15 protein-coding genes are annotated in these 20838 nt (G+C 57.0%); 5 read left to right on the top strand and 10 right to left on the bottom strand.

Annotation, left to right across the window (positions count from 1 at the left end; translation table 11 throughout):
* Positions 1-10: 10 nt before the first annotated feature.
* The 8 genes from AC0L7I_RS09635 to AC0L7I_RS09600 form a co-directional block, all read right to left on the bottom strand.
* On the bottom strand, positions 11-1099 hold the full coding sequence (locus AC0L7I_RS09635; protein ID WP_473396224.1) for a protein-glutamate methylesterase/protein-glutamine glutaminase: 1089 nt from the start codon (positions 1097-1099) through the stop codon (positions 11-13).
* A 5-nt stretch (positions 1100-1104) separates the two neighbouring features.
* Complete coding sequence (locus AC0L7I_RS09630; protein ID WP_473396223.1) at positions 1105-1962, bottom strand: CheR family methyltransferase; 858 nt, start codon at positions 1960-1962, stop codon at positions 1105-1107.
* A gap of 106 nt (positions 1963-2068) precedes the next feature.
* A complete protein-coding gene (locus AC0L7I_RS09625) occupies positions 2069-2554 on the bottom strand; it encodes a chemotaxis protein CheW (RefSeq protein ID WP_473396222.1) in 486 nt (161 codons plus the stop codon).
* A complete protein-coding gene (locus AC0L7I_RS09620) occupies positions 2551-4371 on the bottom strand; it encodes a methyl-accepting chemotaxis protein (RefSeq protein ID WP_473396221.1) in 1821 nt (606 codons plus the stop codon). Before AC0L7I_RS09620 ends, AC0L7I_RS09625 begins: the two co-directional genes overlap by 4 nt.
* A 130-nt stretch (positions 4372-4501) precedes the next feature.
* Positions 4502-5014, bottom strand: coding sequence for a chemotaxis protein CheW (locus tag AC0L7I_RS09615; RefSeq protein WP_473396220.1), 513 nt, complete (start codon positions 5012-5014; stop codon positions 4502-4504).
* Between the two features lie 2 nt (positions 5015-5016).
* Positions 5017-7038 (bottom strand): chemotaxis protein CheA, encoded by a 2022-nt coding sequence (locus tag AC0L7I_RS09610; protein ID WP_473396219.1) that lies wholly within the window; start codon positions 7036-7038, stop codon positions 5017-5019.
* Positions 7035-7403, bottom strand: a complete 369-nt coding sequence (locus AC0L7I_RS09605) for a response regulator (RefSeq protein ID WP_473396218.1) — start codon at positions 7401-7403, stop codon at positions 7035-7037. Before AC0L7I_RS09605 ends, AC0L7I_RS09610 begins: the two co-directional genes overlap by 4 nt.
* Positions 7400-7711: an STAS domain-containing protein gene (locus AC0L7I_RS09600; RefSeq protein ID WP_473396217.1), complete on the bottom strand. Its 312-nt coding sequence runs from the start codon at positions 7709-7711 to the stop codon at positions 7400-7402. The genes AC0L7I_RS09605 and AC0L7I_RS09600 overlap by 4 nt, the downstream gene beginning before the upstream one ends.
* Before the next feature lie 659 nt (positions 7712-8370).
* Here AC0L7I_RS09600 and AC0L7I_RS09595 point away from each other — a divergent pair.
* The 3 genes from AC0L7I_RS09595 to AC0L7I_RS09585 are packed head-to-tail and all read left to right on the top strand — an operon-like array spanning position 8371 to position 11395.
* Positions 8371-9015, top strand: a complete 645-nt coding sequence (locus tag AC0L7I_RS09595; RefSeq protein ID WP_473396216.1) for a hypothetical protein — start codon at positions 8371-8373, stop codon at positions 9013-9015.
* Between the two features lie 60 nt (positions 9016-9075).
* Positions 9076-10680 (top strand): long-chain-fatty-acid--CoA ligase, encoded by a 1605-nt coding sequence (locus AC0L7I_RS09590; protein WP_473396215.1) that lies wholly within the window; start codon positions 9076-9078, stop codon positions 10678-10680.
* A gap of 46 nt (positions 10681-10726) precedes the next feature.
* Positions 10727-11395: a TetR/AcrR family transcriptional regulator gene (locus AC0L7I_RS09585; RefSeq protein ID WP_473396214.1), complete on the top strand. Its 669-nt coding sequence runs from the start codon at positions 10727-10729 to the stop codon at positions 11393-11395.
* A 16-nt stretch (positions 11396-11411) separates the two neighbouring features.
* Here the strand turns inward: AC0L7I_RS09585 and AC0L7I_RS09580 are convergent, their stop codons facing one another.
* Together AC0L7I_RS09580 and AC0L7I_RS09575 are read right to left on the bottom strand one after the other, a co-directional pair.
* Positions 11412-13097 (bottom strand): carboxylesterase/lipase family protein, encoded by a 1686-nt coding sequence (locus tag AC0L7I_RS09580; protein WP_473396213.1) that lies wholly within the window; start codon positions 13095-13097, stop codon positions 11412-11414.
* Positions 13094-14422, bottom strand: coding sequence for a spinster family MFS transporter (locus AC0L7I_RS09575; RefSeq protein WP_473396212.1), 1329 nt, complete (start codon positions 14420-14422; stop codon positions 13094-13096). Before AC0L7I_RS09575 ends, AC0L7I_RS09580 begins: the two co-directional genes overlap by 4 nt.
* Before the next feature lie 419 nt (positions 14423-14841).
* Between AC0L7I_RS09575 and AC0L7I_RS09570 the strand changes: the two genes are divergently transcribed.
* Positions 14842-17130, top strand: coding sequence for a TonB-dependent receptor (locus AC0L7I_RS09570; protein WP_473396211.1), 2289 nt, complete (start codon positions 14842-14844; stop codon positions 17128-17130).
* A 557-nt stretch (positions 17131-17687) separates the two neighbouring features.
* A complete protein-coding gene (locus tag AC0L7I_RS09565) occupies positions 17688-20777 on the top strand; it encodes a TonB-dependent receptor (protein WP_473396210.1) in 3090 nt (1029 codons plus the stop codon).
* The last annotated feature ends 61 nt before the right edge of the window (positions 20778-20838 follow it).

The following is a 20838-nucleotide window of genomic DNA, read 5'->3' as shown; positions in this document are numbered from 1 at the left end:
ATCGGCCTCCTCATCTTTCCGTCGCCTGAAGCAGCTCGCTTGCAATAGCGCCCAGCGACACCACCTTGTCTGCCGCGCCACGCAAGATCGCCTCCTTGGGCATGCCGAAGATGACAGAGCTCGCCTCATCCTGAGCGAAGGTGCGCCCACCTGCCTGTTTCATTTCGAGCAGGCCGCGCGCGCCATCATCGCCCATCCCGGTCATAATGATGCCGACCGCATTCGAACCGGCGCAGCGGGCCGCAGAACGAAACAAAACATCCACCGAGGGGCGATGTCGCGAGACAAGCGGTCCATCCCGCACAGACACGCTATAGCGTGCACCCTGTCGCTCGAGCATCAAATGCCTGCCGCCAGGAGCGATCAACACGTGTCCGCGTAAGACCGTGTCGCCGTCTTCAGCTTCCTTGACATCAACTTCACAACGGCCATTCAGCCGTTTGGCAAAAGCCCGGGTAAAAACCTCAGGCATGTGCTGTACGATAACAATGCCTGGGGAATTTGCGGGCAGCGCCTCAAGCACTTCACGCAAAGCCTCGGTTCCACCGGTCGACGCACCGATACAGACCACCATCTCGGTGGTGCGGCTCATTGCTCTGCCATCTGGCGGAGGAAGCACGGCGTCGGCGGTCAGCTTCTCTACAGACGTATTCGGTTGTGGCAGGCGAACTGCTGGACGGCCCCGCACACGTGCCCCGGCCGCGGCTTTCACAGCATCGCGGATCTGGAGATTATGTTCTTCGAGGAATTCCGCCACGCCAATGCGAGGCTTCAGGATCACGTCCACCGCTCCCGCCTCCAGTGCCTGGAACAGAGTCTCCGAGCCCTCTTCGGTCAAGGATGAACACATCACCACCGGTATTGGACATTGGTTCATCACCTTGCGCAGGAACGTTATGCCATCCATACGCGGCATCTCAACGTCGAGCGTAATGACGTCAGGCTTCTCGTTCTGGATATAGCGCACAGCCATATAGGGATCGGCGGCCGTGGCAATCACTTCCAACGCTGGATCCGCCTCCAATACCGCCCGCAGCGTTTGACGCACGGTCGCGCTGTCATCGATAATCAGGACCCGAATTTTTTTCGCGGAATGCATGTGAGTCAAATCCGTTTGAACACAGTGTTGGCGACCTGCTTGATCGGCAGGTCGAAGCCAGCAATCGACTCTGAATGGCCAAGAAACAGGTAGCCGCCCGGCGCAAGACAATGGAGAAGCTTCTTCACAACCTGATACTGTGTTTCCCTATCGAAATAGATCAGCACATTGCGACAAAAAATTACGTGCATGGGATCGCCGACCCAATAGCGATCGCTCATCAAATTTCCCTGCGCGAACCCGATCGCGCTTCGCAAGGCTGGCACGATGCGGCTCTCGCCTCTTGAGGGATCGCACGACGTCATCACATATTTGCGTCGCAATGAATTTGGAACGTGCTCGACCTCCGCCGTGGGATATATCCCTTTGCGCGCGGTCGCCAGCACGTCAGTATTGAGATCGGTGGCCAGAATTCCGTAAGTGACACCCTTTTGCTCGCTGGCATAATCATCTAGCACCATTGCGATAGAATAAGGCTCCGGTCCCGTTGAACAGGCTGCGCTCCAGGCACGTATCTTCCGTACGCCCCGCTCCGACAGTTCCGGCAACACAACGCTTCGAAGATAGTCGAAGTGACCGGATTCTCGGAAGAAATCGGTCTTGTTGGTTGTGATGGCATTGATGAGGTGGGCTCCCTCATGCTTCAAATTCTCGCCTTCAAAAACGAACTTGCAGTAGTCATTTAGCGAATTCATGCCGGTCGCTCGCATGCGGCGTGCCACACGTCCTTTGAGCATCGCTTTCTTTTTCTCCGACATCTTGATACCGGAGTGCTGACTAATGAAGCCCGATAACCGCGCGCAGTTTTTCTCGTTCAACTCCTCTTCGTTGGTTGCAACAGCTTCGAAGTTCAGCGGTTTCACAGACAAGACGACTGCTCCTTTGCAATCTGCTCAAGATGAGCAACTCCACAAAAACAGGACGCAGGGAGACTTCCGCTCGTGGCTACAACTGAAGAGTACACCTCCATCAGGCGGCCGATATGGCTGGCGCTTGCAACGCCACAACTTCATCGCTCGAAAATATGCGACCCATATCGAGCAGAACTGCGAATCCTTCGGGGCGCCTGATGACACCCGAAATGTACTCAGACGGCCAAGGCACACCGATATCTGGCGCGTGCTCAATTCCATCGGTCGGATAGCTGCTAACGTTCAGCACATGATCGACAACAAGCCCGAGCACCAACGTACGATCAGCAAGGGGAACGTCTACGACCAAAATTCGCGTCGCAGAAGTGTCTTCTACTTCAGGCAGGCCAAACCGAAGCCGCAGACTGATTGTCGTCACGCCCTGGCCGCGAACGTCCGTAAGACCGCGCAAGTAGTCCGGACCGTTTGGAAGACGAAACGTGTCTCGCGCATCCAGTATCTCGCGAACCAAATTCACCGGCACTGCAAAGATTTCCGCGCCAAGGCCAAAGGTCACAACCTGAATGTCAGGATCGGCACTCATGCAACCTCCACCTTAAAGCTATCGTCTTCGTCGTCAGCCTTTCCGCTCGAAAGGTCCAGCGCGAAGCCTTTCACCCGCACCTGCTGGTCAGCAATCGAATTGGGCTTGTTCTCATTCTTTCCCGGGAGCTTGGCAACTGGCTTCGCAGGTTTTGCATCGAGCTTTCCGGCGGTATTGCGCTTGGCTTGCGAATGACTGGACGCCCCCTCTCTTACCCGGAAATAGGCCATGCCCGCTTGGAGTTCTTCAGCTCGCGCCGCGAGCTCATCAGAAGTGTCGGAAATCGACTCAGATATTCCTGAACTCTGCTGCGCAACATGGTCGAGCTGCTGGATCGCATCATTGATCTGGGAAGAGCCAACGTCCTGTTCACGGCAAGCAGCGCTGATCTCGGCAACAAGTTCGGCGGTACGGCGAATATCCGGCACCAACTTTGTGAGCATCTCGCCCGCTTCGGTTGCGGCCGACACGGTGCTTGCCGAAATTGAGCTGATCTCCGTCACTGCGCCTTGGCTCCGTTCGGCAAGCTTCCGCACCTCCGACGCTACTACAGCAAAGCCGCGACCGTGCTCACCTGCACGAGCGGCTTCCACGGCCGCATTCAAGGCGAGCAGATCTGTTTGGCGCGCGATTTCCTGTACGATGGAAATCTTCTCGGCAATGATCCGCATTGCCACGACCGCCTTGTCGACCGCTGCGCCGCTTGCTTCGGCGTCCTTAGACGATTGGCGCGCAATCTTCTCGGTTTGCGCAGCGTTATCGGCGGTTTGCTTAATATTGGCGGCCATCTCCTCCATCGAAGCCGCCGCTTGCTCGGTCGCAGCTGCCTGCTCGGCCGCACCTTGCGACATCTGCTCAGAACTCGCCGACAACGACTGGCTACCCGACGCAACGCTCTCTGCCGCATGGCTCGTGTCGCTAACCACGCCTCGAAGACGCTCTGTCATGCGAACCAACGCGTGCCCCAGCACATCCTTGCTGGACAGTGGCACATGCGTCACCGTCAGGTCACCATCAGCAACCCTGTCGGCCAGCTTGGCGCTGACCCGCATGTTGGCCGACATGCCATCAACTGTCTCGAGAAGGTCCCTGATCTCGTTGTTCGACTTGACCGACGCAACCTGATCTAGGTCGCCGATCGCCACCGCCTGGATCGCAACCTTTATTTTCTTCAAACCACGCGCAATGGCCGCCACATTCGAGATGGCACTAAAGATCGCAAACAAGAGGGCAAAACAAGAGACAACTAGAATGGTCTGGTGTGCATCACGATAGAGTACCTCCGTCGATTCGCGAATGTCGGCCATTTCTTGCTGGTAGTGTTCGACTAGCCTGTCGCTGATCTCACTCAGCGCTGTCGCAGTTTCCTGCGAATCCACCATCGAAAGCCTCGTCGCCTCCTCAATCTGACCGGCCATAACGAGCTTGTCTACGCGGGTTGCAAGCGGGCGATAGGCGTCCCACTGACGCTTCGCCTGTATCCACAACGCCTTCTCGTCTGCAGCGCGAGCCCCGGCAACACCCTCGTTCATCATCGTGTCGATGCGCCCTTGGGCACTGGTAATCGCCACGTCCGATTGTCTGCGCCGCACCGGATCATTGGTGAGAATCAAAACCTTTTCCTCAAGCCGGAGTCGCCCGATGTCGACATCCATCATCTCGGCCAAGGAAAGAGACCTTGCCGGGCCGTCAACAATGCTCGAGATAGCGCCGTTCACTTTTTCCAATCTGGTTACGGACAATACCGATACCGTCAGAAGCATCAATATTATCAACGCAAAGCACGCTGCAATTCTAGCTTTTATCGTCCATCTCATGACAAACAAACCTTCCTGTATATGCGCAAAACCATGGCGGCTTTTCTGTAGTAATTTTGATAGGTATATTTTATTCGTATACCCACTTTTTTGCCGGACGCCCTCTCCGCACCTAAGCGCTTGCGACCAATCACGACCCGCCCGCCAGCGCCGCAGAGAGATCATCGCGCACCAGGATCGAGCGAAAGATCGCCGGCAAGTCTGGGATTATTATTATGCCGCTCTCTCCACGGATCAGCTCTCGGACATAGTCGCGCCGCCAGCGCATTCCAACGACGGGCGGACATTCGCTTGCATCACGATCGAGCGTTGTAACCTTACGCACTTTGTTGGCTCGAATGCCGACCTGCATCCTCTCCCCTTCAAGCCTCAACTCGATAACGACGATGCGACTGTCTATGGTTGCTGCCCCGGTCGACATGCCAAACGCCAGCGCGAGATCGGCAACCGGAAGAATCCTGCCCCTGAAGTTCACGATGCTTCCCACAACCAGCGGGGCACCGGGAATTCTGGTTTCTGGCAGCAGATCGAAGATTTCCTGCACCATGGCGGCTTCAAGTGCGAAGGTTTCGTCGCCGATGTCGAAAAGCAACGCTTCAAGCTGATCATTCGCATCCCATTGAGTCGGAATCGGCTCGATCATGACTATCCAGCGGCGCGCAGCCGCTCCTCCTGATGCTGGCCAAGAGAAACGATCTGAATGACATCGAGGATCAGTGCGAGACTGCCATCACCCAAGATCGTAGCTCCAGCAAAGGCAGACACATCACGATGCAAGGGTGACATTGACTTGATTACCGTCTGGTGGCCGCCAATGATCTGGTCAACCACCAAGCCTACCCGCTCTCCGCCCGTAGTGATGACGACAATCTTCTGGTGCAGTTCGGGTTTGGTGCCGGTGTGGAACAAATCCCGTAGGCGCAAGAATGGCACCAGCCTCTCGTGCAGCGTGACGAAGCTTCGGCCACGCGAGCGCAGATCTTCTTCAAGGCTGAGTTCGAGACATTTCTCGACCGCCGCGAGCGGGATCACAAAGCGCTCGTCACCTACGCGCACGAGCAGGCCGTCAATGATGGCGAGGGTAAGCGGGATGCGCAACACCACTGCAGAGCCGTCACCGGGTTTTGACTTGATATCGATAGCGCCCCGCAGGCTCTCGATTGTGCGCTTGACCACGTCCATGCCCACGCCTCGACCGGAGAGGCTCGTAACCTGCGATGCCGTTGAGAATCCCGGGTGGAATATCATCTGGAGCAAATCGTTATCGCTCAACACCTGGTCGGACTGGACCAACCCCTGAGCCTCGGCTTTGGCGCGAACCCGGTCGCGATCGATGCCACGGCCGTCGTCGCGTATGGTAATAAGCACTTCTCCGCCGGCTTGGTGTGCGGAAAGGTGAATCCGGCCCTCCACGGGCTTGCCCGCCGCGATGCGCTGCTCGGGTGTTTCGAGACCATGGTCGCATGCATTGCGAATGAGGTGAAGCATCGGGTCGGCGAGCCGTTCGATAACGGTCTTGTCGACCTCCGCAGTTTCACCTTCCGTCGACAGAATAATTTTTTTGCCGGTCTCCCGAGACAGGTCGTGAACGAGACGGCGGTATCGGTTGAACAATCCAGCTATCGGCATCATGCGCAGTATCATGATCGTATCGCGCAATTCACCAGTGAGCCGTTCGATTTCTTCCGAGACAGAACTTAGCGCCACCTCACTGACCACAGCACCACCGTCCGAAAGTTGTGACAGGCGGCTTTGGGCTATTACGAGTTCGCCAACTCTGCCCATAAGGACGTCGAGGCGCTCAGCAGGAACACGAACGCTTTCCTCAGGCTTGACTGCTGCCGAATTGAACGCGGGAGCGCCGGACCTGGCTTCATCGGGATCGGCCGCATCCGGCACAACATCACCCAGGACCGGCTCGACCTGCAGCGATGCACTTGTATCCAGCGCGTCTTCGATCTCACCGCACCGGTCCGGCGCCAGCGGCTCGATCTTCATCTCCATGTCATCCATGATGAATATGAAGACATCCTCGATGTCGTCACGAGAGATATCGCCGCGCAACTCCACGTCCCAGCCTATATGGCACTCAGTCGGCGAAAGTTCAGACAAAGGGGGAATTCCGTCGGTACGCGCTCTAACGCGGCACTCACCCAACTCGCGCAGCTCATCGAGCAAGAACAGGGGATTTGTACCGTTGGCCATGGCCTGGGGCGGCAAGCGGAAGTAAAGGTGCCAGCCAGCCGGGATCGCTGCTGCTGGCTCAACCGCTGTAGCAGATTCCAAGCCTTCAGCCTCAGCGATTGCTGCCTGCAGATTCGACAAGAGAGCCTCACTTGTCGCTTCAATATCCGCACCACTGCCCTCAATCAGCGCACGCATATGATCCTGTGCATCGAGGATGACGGTGATGAGCGCAGGCGTGACAGGCACCACCCCCTTGCGGACACGGTCGAAGGCTGTCTCGCAATGGTGCGTAAATCCGGCCAGGGCATCAAAGCCGAACATGGCGCCCGACCCCTTCAGCGTGTGCAGCCCCCGAAACACAGTATCGATCAAACCTTGATCGCCAGACGACCGACTCAAATCGAGCAGCGCCTGCTCGATCCCGCCGAGCAGTTCGTCCGCCTCAATGCGGAACAAAGCGACGGGATCCTGCTGACTCATCGGCCAAGCACTTTCCGGGCAATCTTGACCAGCTGCTCGGGCACAAAGGGCTTCACGATCCACCCTGTAGCACCGGCACTCTTGGCCTGCTGCTTCATCGCGTCGTCGGATTCAGTAGTGAGAAAAACAATCGGCGTGCCTGCCTGGATTGGCAACTTTCGGATTTCGCGGATCATTGTGAGCCCATCCATATTGGGCATGTTGAGGTCCGTGAGCACCATGTCGAACTTGATCGCCTTGGCCTCGCTCAAGCCCTCCTCCCCATCTGCAGCCTCGGTGACGTTGTAGCCCGCGCCCGTCAACGCAATGCGGATGGCCATGCGCAGGCTGGAAGAATCGTCGACGACAAGTATCGAGGCGCTCATATTGTCAGCTCTCCGTGAAACCAAAAGTTTATATTTTCCGCGGTTGGCGCCGTAAGAAAGCCGGCGCGTTCCAACAGTTCCGCGAGCACAGGATTGGCGGGATTGGTCAAGGAGACCGCCTTGCCTTCACGCGCGGCCAGCGCTCGCGCCGACTCGATGAGCTGAATGAGACTCAGATCAATATCCGCGACTTCCGAAGCATCGATTTCCAAATCAGGCTGGTCCGAAAGTGCCTGCAGAACCTGCTCATAAAGAGGGCCGATCACGCTCATCGTCGCGCAGGAATCCAACCTTATTCTCGCGACCATCGGATGAGCCCTTTCCCGTCGTTTCTACTTATTGGATAGTTTCCCGTCGGTTTACAAAGAGTAAACGCCCATGAGGGGGAGAGCCTGCTCTCGGACTGTCGACATCGCGCACTTGGAATCGATTGCTAAACTGCGGCTGCCAGAAGTGTCGCTGGCAGTGAAGAAATTTGCCGATTTCATCTTTAAACACTGAGATTTTCGCTGACTGCCGTTTCGGTCTCTCGAATGTTCCTTGACCTGGCCAAGGCGTCATAATCGTGGAACCCAACGCCTTGAAGACGTTGACGCCCACCTTCATGGCCGAGTTTCAATCGTTCGCACACCACGCATTCAACTTTTGAATAGCACCTCTGGTTGATTCTCCGGAATTCATCCAAACCGCTCTCACCAGACCAGTCCGGTCTGCGCGGATGGATGTGACCAGAGCAGAGCAAGCTAAGCGTTCTCCTCCAGGCGCTGAGGTGAGAAGCATTTTTGAGGGAAACCCAACGGAACCGAATCTTCTGGTCTCTCCGCCCAGGTTTTTGGCTGCGCAGGCTGATGCCGGCAGTCGAATTCGAACCGATCTCCGTCCCTTTTGACCAGCGCGCGCCGAGGCGGCAAGACAATCGCCATGGACGCAGAGCAGCAAAAAATTGCTCCCTTGGATTGATTCTAGGATGCCGATGCTTTCGCGGCACAGCGTTCTCGGCGGAGCGGAAATAAAAGCGCCGATCCCAGCCGTCGGCCCCAACAAATGGTCAAGAACCCGTTTCGCTGTATCAGGACGTCACCAGAATCAAATGAAGCAGGCCGTGCTGATTGATGGCTTCCGAGTCCGAAGTTGTCCTAAATGCCTCTGGAAAGGGCTCTCAAGACTGCGGTCTGGTATAAACGGGTCAACCCTCGTCAATCCCGACGAAGCGTTACAAATGCAGGCAACGAATACTGTTTTTCTTTTTCGCTCGCATCTTTCCTATTCTCTTTTGGTGGATTTTTCCACTTGGCATGATGGATACGCCATCCCAATTCTGGTTCGGCCTTTAGCGGCGCGTCGATCCGGAAAGCAGCCCCTGAAGACATTCATTATTGAGAGAATAAATATTGACACACTGTCGAATGAACTTCATTTTCTGAAAACTGGCAAGTCAGCACGGCGCAACGAGGGGCGCGTTATGAAGGCACGTGAATCCGAGACAGGCTCCTTCCCTTCGACCAAGGGGATGCAGCATGTGAATTCTGGCACTGTCGCCAAACTGAAAGCCCTTCGGGCAATGCGAAGTAATCTTTCAGGTGACCCGGGTACCTGGCGCCCGAGATGCTGATCTGCAGCCCTTTCCACCGCTAGATTTTTCTCCCTTCCGAAACGGTCTCCTCCCCTTCCCATGCAAGACTATTCCCTGACGATCGACAAATTCCTGATCCACGCCGCCAAATGGTCGGGCGAGCAAACCATTGTCACGGCAGATGCAGGCACGATCACCCGGCGCCTCAACTATCGCGATCTGCATACGCGCTGTAATCGTCTGTCCGGTGCCTTGGCCGCGCTCGGCATGAAGCTGGGCGACCGGATCGGCACGCTGGCCTGGAACACACAACACCACCTTGAAGTCTACTATGCTGCGATGGGTGCCGGATTTGTCTGCCACACGCTAAATCCCCGCTTCACGCCAGAGCACCTGTCCACGATCATCAATGAAGCCGAGGACAGGGTGCTTGCAGTATCTGCCAGCCTTGCCCCGATGATCCATGACATCGCCTCCGCATGTCCCTCCCTGGAGCATGTGATCATTCTCGACAACGATTCCACAAGCCCCGACATCGTGGCACCGACCGCCGCGAAGGTTTGGTTCCACGACGCATTACTCGAATCGTTGGGACAACCCGTCACGTGGGGCGACTTTGGCGAAGAAACGGCTGCCGGCCTTTGTTACACATCCGGTACGACAGGAAAGCCCAAGGGAGTTCTGTACACACACCGGTCCAACTATCTGCATACGCTTCGCGCCTTGCAGTCCGACGCCATTGGGCTGACAGGCAGGGATACCCTGCTCGTGGCCGTGCCCATGTTTCATGCCAATGGCTGGGGACTTCCTTTCGCTGCCCCGGCCGTAGGCGCAAAACTTGTCCTTCCCGGCCGGCATGCCGATGGCGCAAGCCTCGCCAAGCTGATGCGAGACGAACGGGTCACTGTCGCCGCCGGCGTCCAGACTGTCTGGCTGGGTGTCGTCGAGCACCTAGACGAGGCAGGAGGTAACCTGCCAGACTTGAAGCGCATCCTCATTGGCGGCTCCAGGTGTCCCGAATCCCTGTTGCGCCGAATGGAAGAGCGATTGGGCGTTGAGGTGCAGACAAGCTGGGGAATGACCGAACTGTCGCCGGTCGGGACGATTGCGCCCCCTGGAACCCAATACAATGACGGTTCGTCGGGCCGTCCGCCTATGGGGCTCGACCTGAAACTCACGGACGCTGAGGGAAACACCCTTCCCGTGCAACGAGGCCCCACCGGCCATCTCAAGGTCAAGGGCCACAGCGTCGTGGATCGATACTTCAAAGCTGAAGACCATGCGCTCGATGAGGAAGGCTTTTTCGATACCGGCGACCTCGCCAGCATTAACCCTGCCGGATATCTCACTATTCGCGGTCGCTCCAAGGATCTGCTGAAATCGGGTGGCGAATGGATCAATCCGGCGGAAATAGAGGATATTCTTGGTCGGCACCCAGCGGTAGGCCAAGTTGCGGTGATTGGACGGCTGGACCCAAAATGGGGCGAGCGCCCTGTTGCTATCGTCGAGCCCCGCACTGACCATTCGCTTGACGAGCGGGCATTGCTCGACCTTCTGCAAGGACAGGTTGCAAACTGGTGGATACCGGAACAGCTGATCCTGATTGACTCGATGCCACTTGCCGCAACAGGTAAGATCGACAAGAACCTGCTTCGGGCAGATTATGAAAGCGGAAGGCTTACCATCGGGCAAGCTAGCGGTTGACGGGCGTAAAATGGTCCCTTTACCCTAAAAAGAAAGGGAAAACATAATGACAGAAACCACGAGAAAGCCAGCGCGCCGCAGCAAGGCAGAACAACGCGCAGAAAGCATCGAACAAATATTGGATGCGGCGGAGTTCCTGTTCTCACAAAACGGCTTGCACGGGGTAACCTTGCGGGATGTCGCGAAACGCGTGGGAATCCATACAACGCTCGTTCACTATTATTTTGACGACAAACAGCACCTGTTCGAGGAAGTCTTCGCACGCCGCGCCAGTTTCACCAGCGATAGGCGCATTGATGCCCTGGAAAAATACGAGGCCGAAGCAGGCGATAGCCCTACCGTCGAAGGGGCCCTGCATGCCTTCCTCGACACGGACCTCGACCTGTATTTCGAAGGCGGCAAGCATTGGATGAACTATGCTGCCTTTTGCGCGCGCGTCAGCAATACGCCGGAAGGCGCTGAACTTATGGACAAGCATTTTGACCCGGTTGTCCTCAAGCTCGTCAGCATCCTGAAGCGTGCGCTACCCGACTATACAGAGGACGACATCTTCTGGGGGTATCATTTCGTAACTGGCGCCCTGATGAACACCTTGGCCCGGACAGGTCGAATCGATCGGCTCTCTGGCGGCATTTGCCGGTCTGATGACTTTCCGGCCGTCAAGAAAAGGATGGCGCGATTCATGGCAGCCGGATTCCTGGCCCTGAAAGACTAACTGGCGCCCATTTGGCTCAAGGGCGGCAACGCTCGCCTTCGTACTCCAACGACGGAGAAACGAGTCCGACGTTCCAGTTCCAGGGAAGGTTGCCCGCAGCTTTGCGGCGGCAGACCGCCTCCTCATGCAACTCGAACATGCCCGGATAAACACCATTCTCCAGTTGCGGATGCTCCCGGAACGCCATGAACGTGCGATCAGCTCCATAAGGTTTCCATGCCTCCAGATCGGCAGCGTCAGGCGCACCCGACGTCGCAAAGCTGGCCCAATAGCTGAGCATTGCAACTGAATAAGCCTTCTCTTCTTCAGTATCCGGTATTTTTGGCCAGCGCGATGGCGTACCATCCATTGTTCCGAAAACGTAAGGCAATTCACTTGCGTGAAAACCATGCAGGTTTGCCTTGTCTGCTGCCGGATACCCGTGGTCGAACAGGTACAGAAAGGCAGATTGGCCGAGGCGGGTCTGTTCCCGCGCAAGTTTCTCGGCTGTCCATCCGTATAGCGCGTGCGTCGTGGTTGCGAACACGCTCTCCTGCATGTCCCTGCCGGGATACAGCTTGAGGAAGTCATCTGCGAGGTCGGCATACTGCCTCCGGATCGTGTTCTTGTACTCAGCAGCCGTCGCAGGCGGACGAGGCGCCAGGATAGGCATCGACCTCACTTCACCGCTATTGAAACCGAGAAGCAGTGGCACGGCGGCCTGGTCACCGCGCTCAAAAACGTCCACCATCTGGCCAGGCAGCACTACACCATCAGCAACGCCGAGCGGCACGAACAGGTTCGCCGCCGCCTTTTCGTTCAGCACATTGGCATTCATGGCCCTCATCTCTTCAATGCCCGAAACTCCCAACGCTGAAGCCAGCGCTTGCCCCGCCGCTTCGGACGGGAGTGTGCCGTGATTGACGGTTTTCAGCTCAGGCATGGAAACGAGGTACGCGCTCTGGGCTATGGCCTTCGAAAACAAGCCCCGAGCATCGGGCGATGCCATCAGATAAATTACGCTCAACGCGCCCGCCGATTCCCCTGCGATAGTGACGTTCGATGGGTCACCGCCGAACGCGCCGATGTTCGACCGCACCCAACGAAGTGCTTCAACCTGATCCAATAGTCCGTAATTTCCGGAGACGCCTCTTGGGGATTCTGCGCTCAGTTCGGGATGCGCAAGATAGCCAAGCGCGCCAACCCGGTAATTGATAGTAACGACAATCATGCCCTGTTCGGCAAGGTGAGTGCCATCATAGAGCGGTTCGCTGCTGCCGCCTGACCAGAACGCCCCGCCGTGAACCCAGACGAAGACCGGTGCGTTTTCGATGTCCTCTGGTGCCCAGACATTCAGCGTCAGGCAATCCTCGCTCATTTCGCCGATATCGCGAGCATAGACGCTCTTTGAGTTTCTGCCGTCCGGCTGGATACAGGCAGCACCGAACTCGACCGCTTCCTTCACGCCAGACCATTGCGCCTTTGGTTCGGGCGGCTTCCAGCGCAGATTCCCCACTGGAGGTTCCGCATAGGGAATACCGCGAAACATACGCATGCCACGATCAACCTCGCCTCGCATGATCCCTGCAGGAGCATGCACGAGCACTGGCTCCGCGTCCGAGGCGGCTACGGGTATATCGGCCTCATACTCCGCGGTCGAACAGGCCGAAAACAGGCAGATTGCGCCGCACGCTGCGACCTTCACAAGACCGTAAAAATTCATGACAGTAGTGCCTCCTTTTGGCGGTCGCGCCTTTTCAATACCTGCGCGAGCCAGAGAAACATCCCAATGGCCAGGAAATAGAACGGGATGAGCGTGTAGAGAGCGATCTGCAGGGAGTTGTCGGGATAACTCGCCCGAAAGAAGTCACTGGCGATACCGACATATGTCGGACCGAGGCCAAGGCCGATAAAATTCATAACAAGCAGCAGCAAAGCGCCTGACATCACTCGCTGGTTCGGCCGCACCTCTTCCTGAACCAACGCGACCGACGAAGACAGGTAGAAGTAATTGAGAAACGTTGGCCCAATCAGGAACAGCATTGCCAGAGGCCATGACGGCGCCCAAACGAAGGCAATGTAAAACGGCACCGCTAGCGCCAAGGATATCGCCGGCACAATTGCATAAGCTTGTTTCGACTTTCGCGTGAAACGGTCAATTACCCATCCAGACGCGAATATCCCGGCACTCATGCCAATTCCGACAACAAGCGCATAGTAGATGGCGACATCGCTGAGGCTCATTCCCTTTTCACGCATCAGAAAAAGTGTCGTGAAATTTCCCAGGCCGTAGGTGATGAATTGCGTTGCCCCGCTTCCCAGCGCGACAAGCACAAGCGCCGGATTCGAGAAGAACGAAATCAATGTCGGCCAAAATCCCGAATTGCTCGCTGTGGCTTCATCCTGGGCAATGTCCAATCCGCCGCGCGGCGGTTCTCGCAGGAAAACGATGACTGCCAATGCCGCAACAAGGCCAACGGCACCAAGCACAATGAAGGCAAGTCGCCAGTCGAAGATGACGGCTATGGCCGCTCCAAAAGCAATGCCGAGTGCCGCGCCGATCGGCGGTCCAAGATTGAAGATGCCCAAGGCAGTACCGCGTCGTCCTGGCGGAAAATAGTCCGTGATGATCGCATAAGATGGCGGCACGCCGCCAGCCTCACCGAAGCCCACAGTCATCCGCGCAACGACAAGCTGTGGATAGGTTTTTGCCAGCCCACAAGCAATTGTCGCGGCGCTCCAGATGGCACAGGCTGTTGCCAACACGGCAACCCTGTTCGTCTTGTCAGCAAACCAGCCCACCGGAATGGCGATGAAGCAATAGAAAAACGCGAAATAGAGGCCGCCAATCAGGCCAAGCTGACTGTCCGAAATATGCAGACTGTCCTGGATGGGCTTCGCCAGGATCGACAGCAGTTGTCTGTCCAGAAAGTTCAACACGTATACAAAGCACAACATGCCGAGCGTCGCCCACGCCCTGATGCCAGGCACTGTTGCCGTCGTTTTTGTCCCGTCTTTGACCGCACTGACGGAGGTGTCGACCGCCATGACCTAGCAGCCCCGGGTTTCGGCACGCGGACCGAATACCCATTCGGACCCCTGCTTTTCAGACCGTCTGCCGAACACCAATGTCGTCCGTTTCATATTGATTCTCCCCCGCTAAGCAGATGCGATGTTTCGCTTGTTGTTTCAGGCAGCATGCAGCTAGCTGGGGTCGCACGTCAATACTCACTCTTGTGTGTATGAATGTTTTTCTGCCGGTCCTGCCCGCTGGCAGGCATTCAGCATCCCCTCCCCTTCAATTGCGCCTCTTGCCGCTGCGCCCATGCTCGTCGTGGCCGCGTTGAAATTCCGCCGCAATCCAAAATAATTATATTCACACACACGAGAGTGAAATTGACACTTCGTAATTCTTGGTTATTCATTCCCTTTGTGCCGACGGAAGATCCGCACGAAGGGAGGAAACCATGAAGACCAAAATTTTGAGCTCTGTGAGTGCGATTCTGGCAATGACAATGCCGACAGCCATTGCGCAGGACGCAGATCAATTGCCGTCCAATCCGGAACAAGTGTCGGAAAGCGGGCAGGACGATGACGTACAAGTCCAGGATACCATCTATGTGACCGCCACACGGCGGGAAGAAAGTATTCAGGATGTCCCGATCAGTATCAGTGCGTTCGCGCAACGCGAGCTGTCTGAAAAAGGCATCGTCGGCTACGAGGGCCTGGCCACCGCAACACCCGGCGTCGTGCTGAACAAGCCGAGCGCGAATTTCAACAATTTCACGGCCCGCGGCATCGCGATCAACGGCTACAATGCGAATCTCCAGAGCACTGTCGCGATCTATATTGACGAGGTCCCGATTTCGGCCAACGGCAACTCGACCATTCTTGATCCCAATCTCTTCGATGTACAGCGGGTTGAGTTTCTTCGCGGCCCTCAAGGCACATTGTTCGGGTCAGGTTCTCTCGCCGGCGCCGTTCGTATCCTGACCAAAGATCCCGATCTGGACGAATTCGACTATTCTGGACTCGTCGACTACGGCCTCATCGACAAGAATTCTCTGCGTCAGCGCTACAATGGCATGGTCAACATCCCGGTGGTCAAGGACAAGGCCGCGCTGCGTGTCGTCGGCTTCTACCGGCATGAAGAAGGCTGGGTCGACAATATCGGCACCGGCGAAGAAGACGCAAACACGCTCGTGAACTACGGCGGTCGCGCGATCCTTCAGGTCGAACCAACTGACCGGCTGTCGATGCGGTTCCTGTATTCGCATGAGAAGAGCAATCCGAGAGACTCGTCGCTGATCAGCCCAGAGCTGGGCGACAGGGTCAAACTGTCAGACCGGCCAGACCTGTACCAGGGCAAGCTGACGAACATAAACGGCACGATCAATTATGATCTCGACTGGGCCACTTTCACCAGCTCGAGCACCTACACAACATACGACCAGAAATTCTATATCGATCTCGCCGGTACATTTGGCCAGACCATTCCTTTCGCACTGGATGCTGATGCTTATGACGACATCTTCACACAAGAGATGCGACTGGCGTCGTCCGATGGTGGAGACTGGGACTGGGTTGTTGGTGGATTCTACTTCACGAAACGACGTGACGTAGACCTGAACTATCGTTCGTCCCAGGAATTTCTGGACGCGCGCGGCCTCACTGGCCTTTCGGATGAATACTACCAACACGCCTACAATTATGCGCGAGCAAATGAACTGGCTGGGTTCGGCGAGCTCACATACCACGTTAACGACAAGCTGCGCCTGATCGGCGGCCTGCGGTATGGCAACACCGATGCACAGGGGTTCACCGAAGAAGGTGGCGTCACAAGCAACTATCTCGTCGCTGCACTCTTCGGCCTTACCGGCCCCCTGACAATTACCGACATCCCCGAGGCCAGAGGCGAAAAAGCCAAGGAAAGAGGACCATCCTACAAGTTCAGCGCCTCATATGACCTCACCCCGGACGTCACGACCTACGCAACCTATGCAACGGGTTTCCGGGCGCCGGTGCGGAACGCGCGCGCAGGTCTGGCCAGTACCGTTGACCCGACCGACCTTATCATTCCGGACGGCGCCGGTTCCGACGACCTGAAGAGCTATGAAGTCGGAATGAAGGGGTTCTGGTTCGACCGAAAGCTCAGCGCAAATGTTGCTGCCTACTTCATCGACTGGAGCAATATCCAGGTGCAGGCCAACCGCGTTTCCGACCAGATACAGTTCGCTACCAATATTGGCGGGGCTGAAAGCAAGGGAATCGAAATGGAGATGGGACTGACTCCAACCGAAAATCTCTGGTTCGGCCTCACTGCAGCGGTCAATGAGGCGAAAGTGACAGACCTGACACCGGAAGAAGCGGCTATCTCTGGCGCTGTCCTGGGGGCGCGGATGGCAGCGCCTAAATTCCAGGGCGCGCTGGCCATGAAGTACACGTTCGATATCGGTGACTCGTCTGACGGGTTCTTTGCGGCGAACATTGTGCATGTCGGATCGTTCCCCGGACAATTACCGTTCACGCCGGGCCAACCGGGCGTGCAAAGCCCGACTTACGACTTCACCGATTCCTGGGAGAAGGTGAACGTGTCCCTTGGGGCCAACTTCGATGACTGGACTGTCGTCGGCTATGTCGAAAACGTTTTTGACGACAACTCCATCACCTATGTGCACCCCGAAGCATTCGCCGAAAGCCGCTACGGCACCCATATCCCCCGCACGATCGGAATCCGGATCAGCAAGGGCATCTAGTAATGTAGGGGGCAGCTACAAACTGCCCCCTATTCCGACTACCGAATATTCGACCGCCAATTCGATATGACCGACCCGCTGCAGGCTAGTCAGCGGGAAAAACAAAGTGGTCTGCCTCTAAAAAACCAGTTCGCCGTCTATTTCGCACGAAATATCTGGCAGCAGTGATCGGCATCCATGTGTCGGAATCCGCAATGATGGTGGTATCTGGACGAACCCTACATCAGAATCCACAATGCGCGCGCTCACATCGCCTGAAACCTGGTGAGCCTTCACCTCGATGCTGGTTTGGATTGGACTTACACCGCCGCGCAGATCTGGCGCCCTAAACAACCTCAGAACAATTCAACCACAACGGGATTGCGGGACACCAGGTGTTGCCTTTGTGACACAGTGTCGCGTTATCGCTAACACTTTCGCGAGACCGCTATTGATAGCGCAAACATTTTGTGCTCGCATCACCATCAGGCAGGTGGACCAGGTACGCGGTCGGCGGCCATAAGAGAAACCAAGTTCGGCGCATCGAGCATGACGTCGACGTTCAAGGGAGGAAGTCGATGACCTTTATCAAGGAAGAATCCGGCGTGCGCGGCAAACGCTCACCGAAATGGGCAGCGTTGCTCTATGGCGCGTCAGCCATCTCGCTCATCAGCGCAATGCCTGCAAATGCGCAGGAGGCGGTTGACGAAGAGTCGCGTCAGGAAGTTGTTGTCGTGCAGGGTATTCGCGGTTCGCTTGAACGCGCGATGGACCTGAAGCGCGAGGCCAATGGCGTTCTCGATGCGATTTCCGCCGAAGACATCGGCAAGTTCCCGGACACAAACCTCGCTGAATCGCTCCAGCGCATCACCGGCGTGTCGATTGACCGCTCGAACGGCGAAGGTTCGAAAATCACCGTCCGCGGCTTTGGTCCGGACTTCAACCTGATCACCCTGAACGGCCGCACGATGCCGACCGCAGAAGTCAGCCTCATCGGCGAACGCGGCAACTATGCTGCGGGCGCCGACCGCTCATTTGACTTCTCCAACCTCGCGTCCGAAGGCGTCAGCAGCCTTGAAGTCTACAAGACAGGTCAGGCCATCCTCCCCTCGGGCGGCATCGGCGCGACCGTCAATATCACAACCCGTCGCCCGCTCGATACCCCCGGCTTCCAGGCCTCGGCAGGCGCCAAGGTCATGAACGATACGAGTGTCGAAGCCGGCGACGATTTCACGCCGGAACTGACCGGCCTCGCCAGCTGGACCGACAATACGGAACGCTTCGGCATTGGCGTGTTCGGCTCCTACTCCAAGCGCGATTTAGGTGCGCCGACGCAGCAGGTGAATGACTGGCTCGTGTTCGACCCGGCGTCCGATGGCCTGTTTGCAGACAGCAGCTACGTTCGCGGCGATGGATCAACGCAAATCACCAACCTGCCAGCTGACGACCAGCTTTATGCGATCCCCCAGGACAGCCGCTACGATTTCTCGGACATCTCCCGCGAGCGCATCAATGGCCAGCTAGTGCTCCAGTTCCGGCCGATGGACACGCTGACCCTGACGGGCGACGTGACCTATGCGCAGAACGAGTCGGAAGAGCAGCGCTACGAGCAAACCAACTGGTTCGCCACACCGTTCGACCAAATCATCTTCGACACGGATGGACCGGTCGCGACAGCGGTATTCCTGCAGGAGAACAATAACGGCTCGAAAGACATCGGTTTCGAGCAAACGAATCGCGCCACGAAAGACGAGATGACATCGCTCGGCTTCAACGCCGAGTGGGAGTTCAGTGATCGCGCACGGATGATACTCGACGCGCACTCGTCCGAAGCCACATCCGGCGGCAACAACCCGTTGGGCGTCGCGGCAACCTTTGCGACAATGGGCGCACCGGTCATCCTGCAGCACTCTGTCGACTTTCGCGGTGGCTACCCGATCCAGTCCTACACGATCGACGATTCCGTACGCGGCAATGGTAACGGCGTCCTCGACGTTGGCGACCTCGGCTCACAGGTTGCCCGTTCTGCCGATGCGGACATGAAGCACCAGGTTGACGAAATCGACCTGCGGTTTGTCTGGGACTTCGGTTCCAGCAGCCTGACGGTAGGCGGTAATTACCGTGATACCGAAATGACCCGCAACTCGCGGACGACACAGCAGGATCTCGGCAGCTGGGGCATCAGCAATCCGGGTGACGTCGAACAGTTCGCGCCCGGCGTGATGGAAGCCTACTGCCTCGCCTGTACGTTCGACGACCTTGCCGTCGGCCAAGCGGACGTGGCGTTCAGGGGAGATGCGACCAAGCTCTTTACTGCGCTCTCGGCAGCCTATCCGGGTAATTCGAACAACATCAACGAGACGTCCGATACGGTTGGAGAAGAGATCACCTCGATCTTTGCCCAGTTCGAAATGGAGAGCGAGCTCCTCAACCGGCCGGCACGCGTGAGCGCCGGCATCCGGTATGAAGATACAAAGGTCACGGCGAACACGCTGCAATCCATCCCATCCGGTATCCTCTGGACCGCTGACAATGACTTCCTTGTTCAGCAGACCGGCACAAAGGAGAACCTCTCCGGTGAGGGCAGCTATGATCACCTCCTGCCGAATGTCGACTTCCAGCTGGACATTACGGACAATATCGTCGGGCGTGCATCTTACTCCAAAACGATCGGCCGGGTCGCCTACAACAACCTGTTCGCATCGACTGCCGCCAACGCGCCGAACCGCCCGACAGGGCTGGGCGGCCAGGTGACAGGCAACTCGCAGAACCCGGCACTCCTGCCCCTGGAGTCGGACAATTTCGACATCTCGGCGGAATGGTATTACGGCGATGCCAGCTATGTCTCGATCGGCTACTTTGACAAGCGCGTGAAGAACTTCATCGGTAACGGTGTTGTTGATCGCAACCTCTTCGGTCTTCGCGACCCTGCGTCCGGCGCCGCCGGCACCCGGTCCGGCGATGCACTAGACGTGATCAACTCCCTCGGCATCGATGAATCAGAAGCGAACCTGTTCACAATGGTCGCCCTGATCGACGCCAATGGCGGAAACGTCGCGGCGGCTCAGGCAGAGTTTGAAGCCAATCTGGTTGGCGGCGCCTTGCCGCAAAGCTATGTCGACTCCATTCTGGGCCTGTATGATGTGACCGGGAATGCTGACGACCCGCTGCTGATCTTCGCTGTCTCCCAGCCGATCAACAACAAGGAAGGCAACATCGACGGCATCGAGTTTGCCTGGCAGCATTTCTTCGGCGAGACCGGATTTGGCTTCGCGGCCAACTACACAATGGTCAATGGCGACGTAGAGCTCGATCCGGCGTCCCCTCCGGGCGAGAACCAGTTCGCTCTGGTCGGCCTGTCCGATACGGCCAACCTTACGGCGATATACGAGAACCACGGACTATCGGCACGTCTGGCCTACAACTGGCGTGATACGTTCCTGCAGGCTACCAACCAGACCGGTGACCGCAGCGGCGTTTACGTGGAAGATTTCGGGCAATTCGACCTGAATGTCAGCTACGACATCAACGAACGTGTCGCGGTATCATTCGAGGCGATCAACATCACTGGCGAAGACCAGCGGATTTATCACCGCGTGCCGGAGCAATTCTACTATTCCTACGAACTGTCGCCGCGTTACCTCATCGGCGCACGCTACAAGTTCTAGCCGTCGACAGGCTGGACGTATTCGGGATAAACTTGAAAAGGCCGCTGTTCGCAGCGGCCTT

The sequence above is a fragment of the Hyphomonas sp. J20-32 genome, from assembly GCF_055808555.1.
This window is presented reverse-complemented; position numbering and strand designations above follow the sequence as displayed.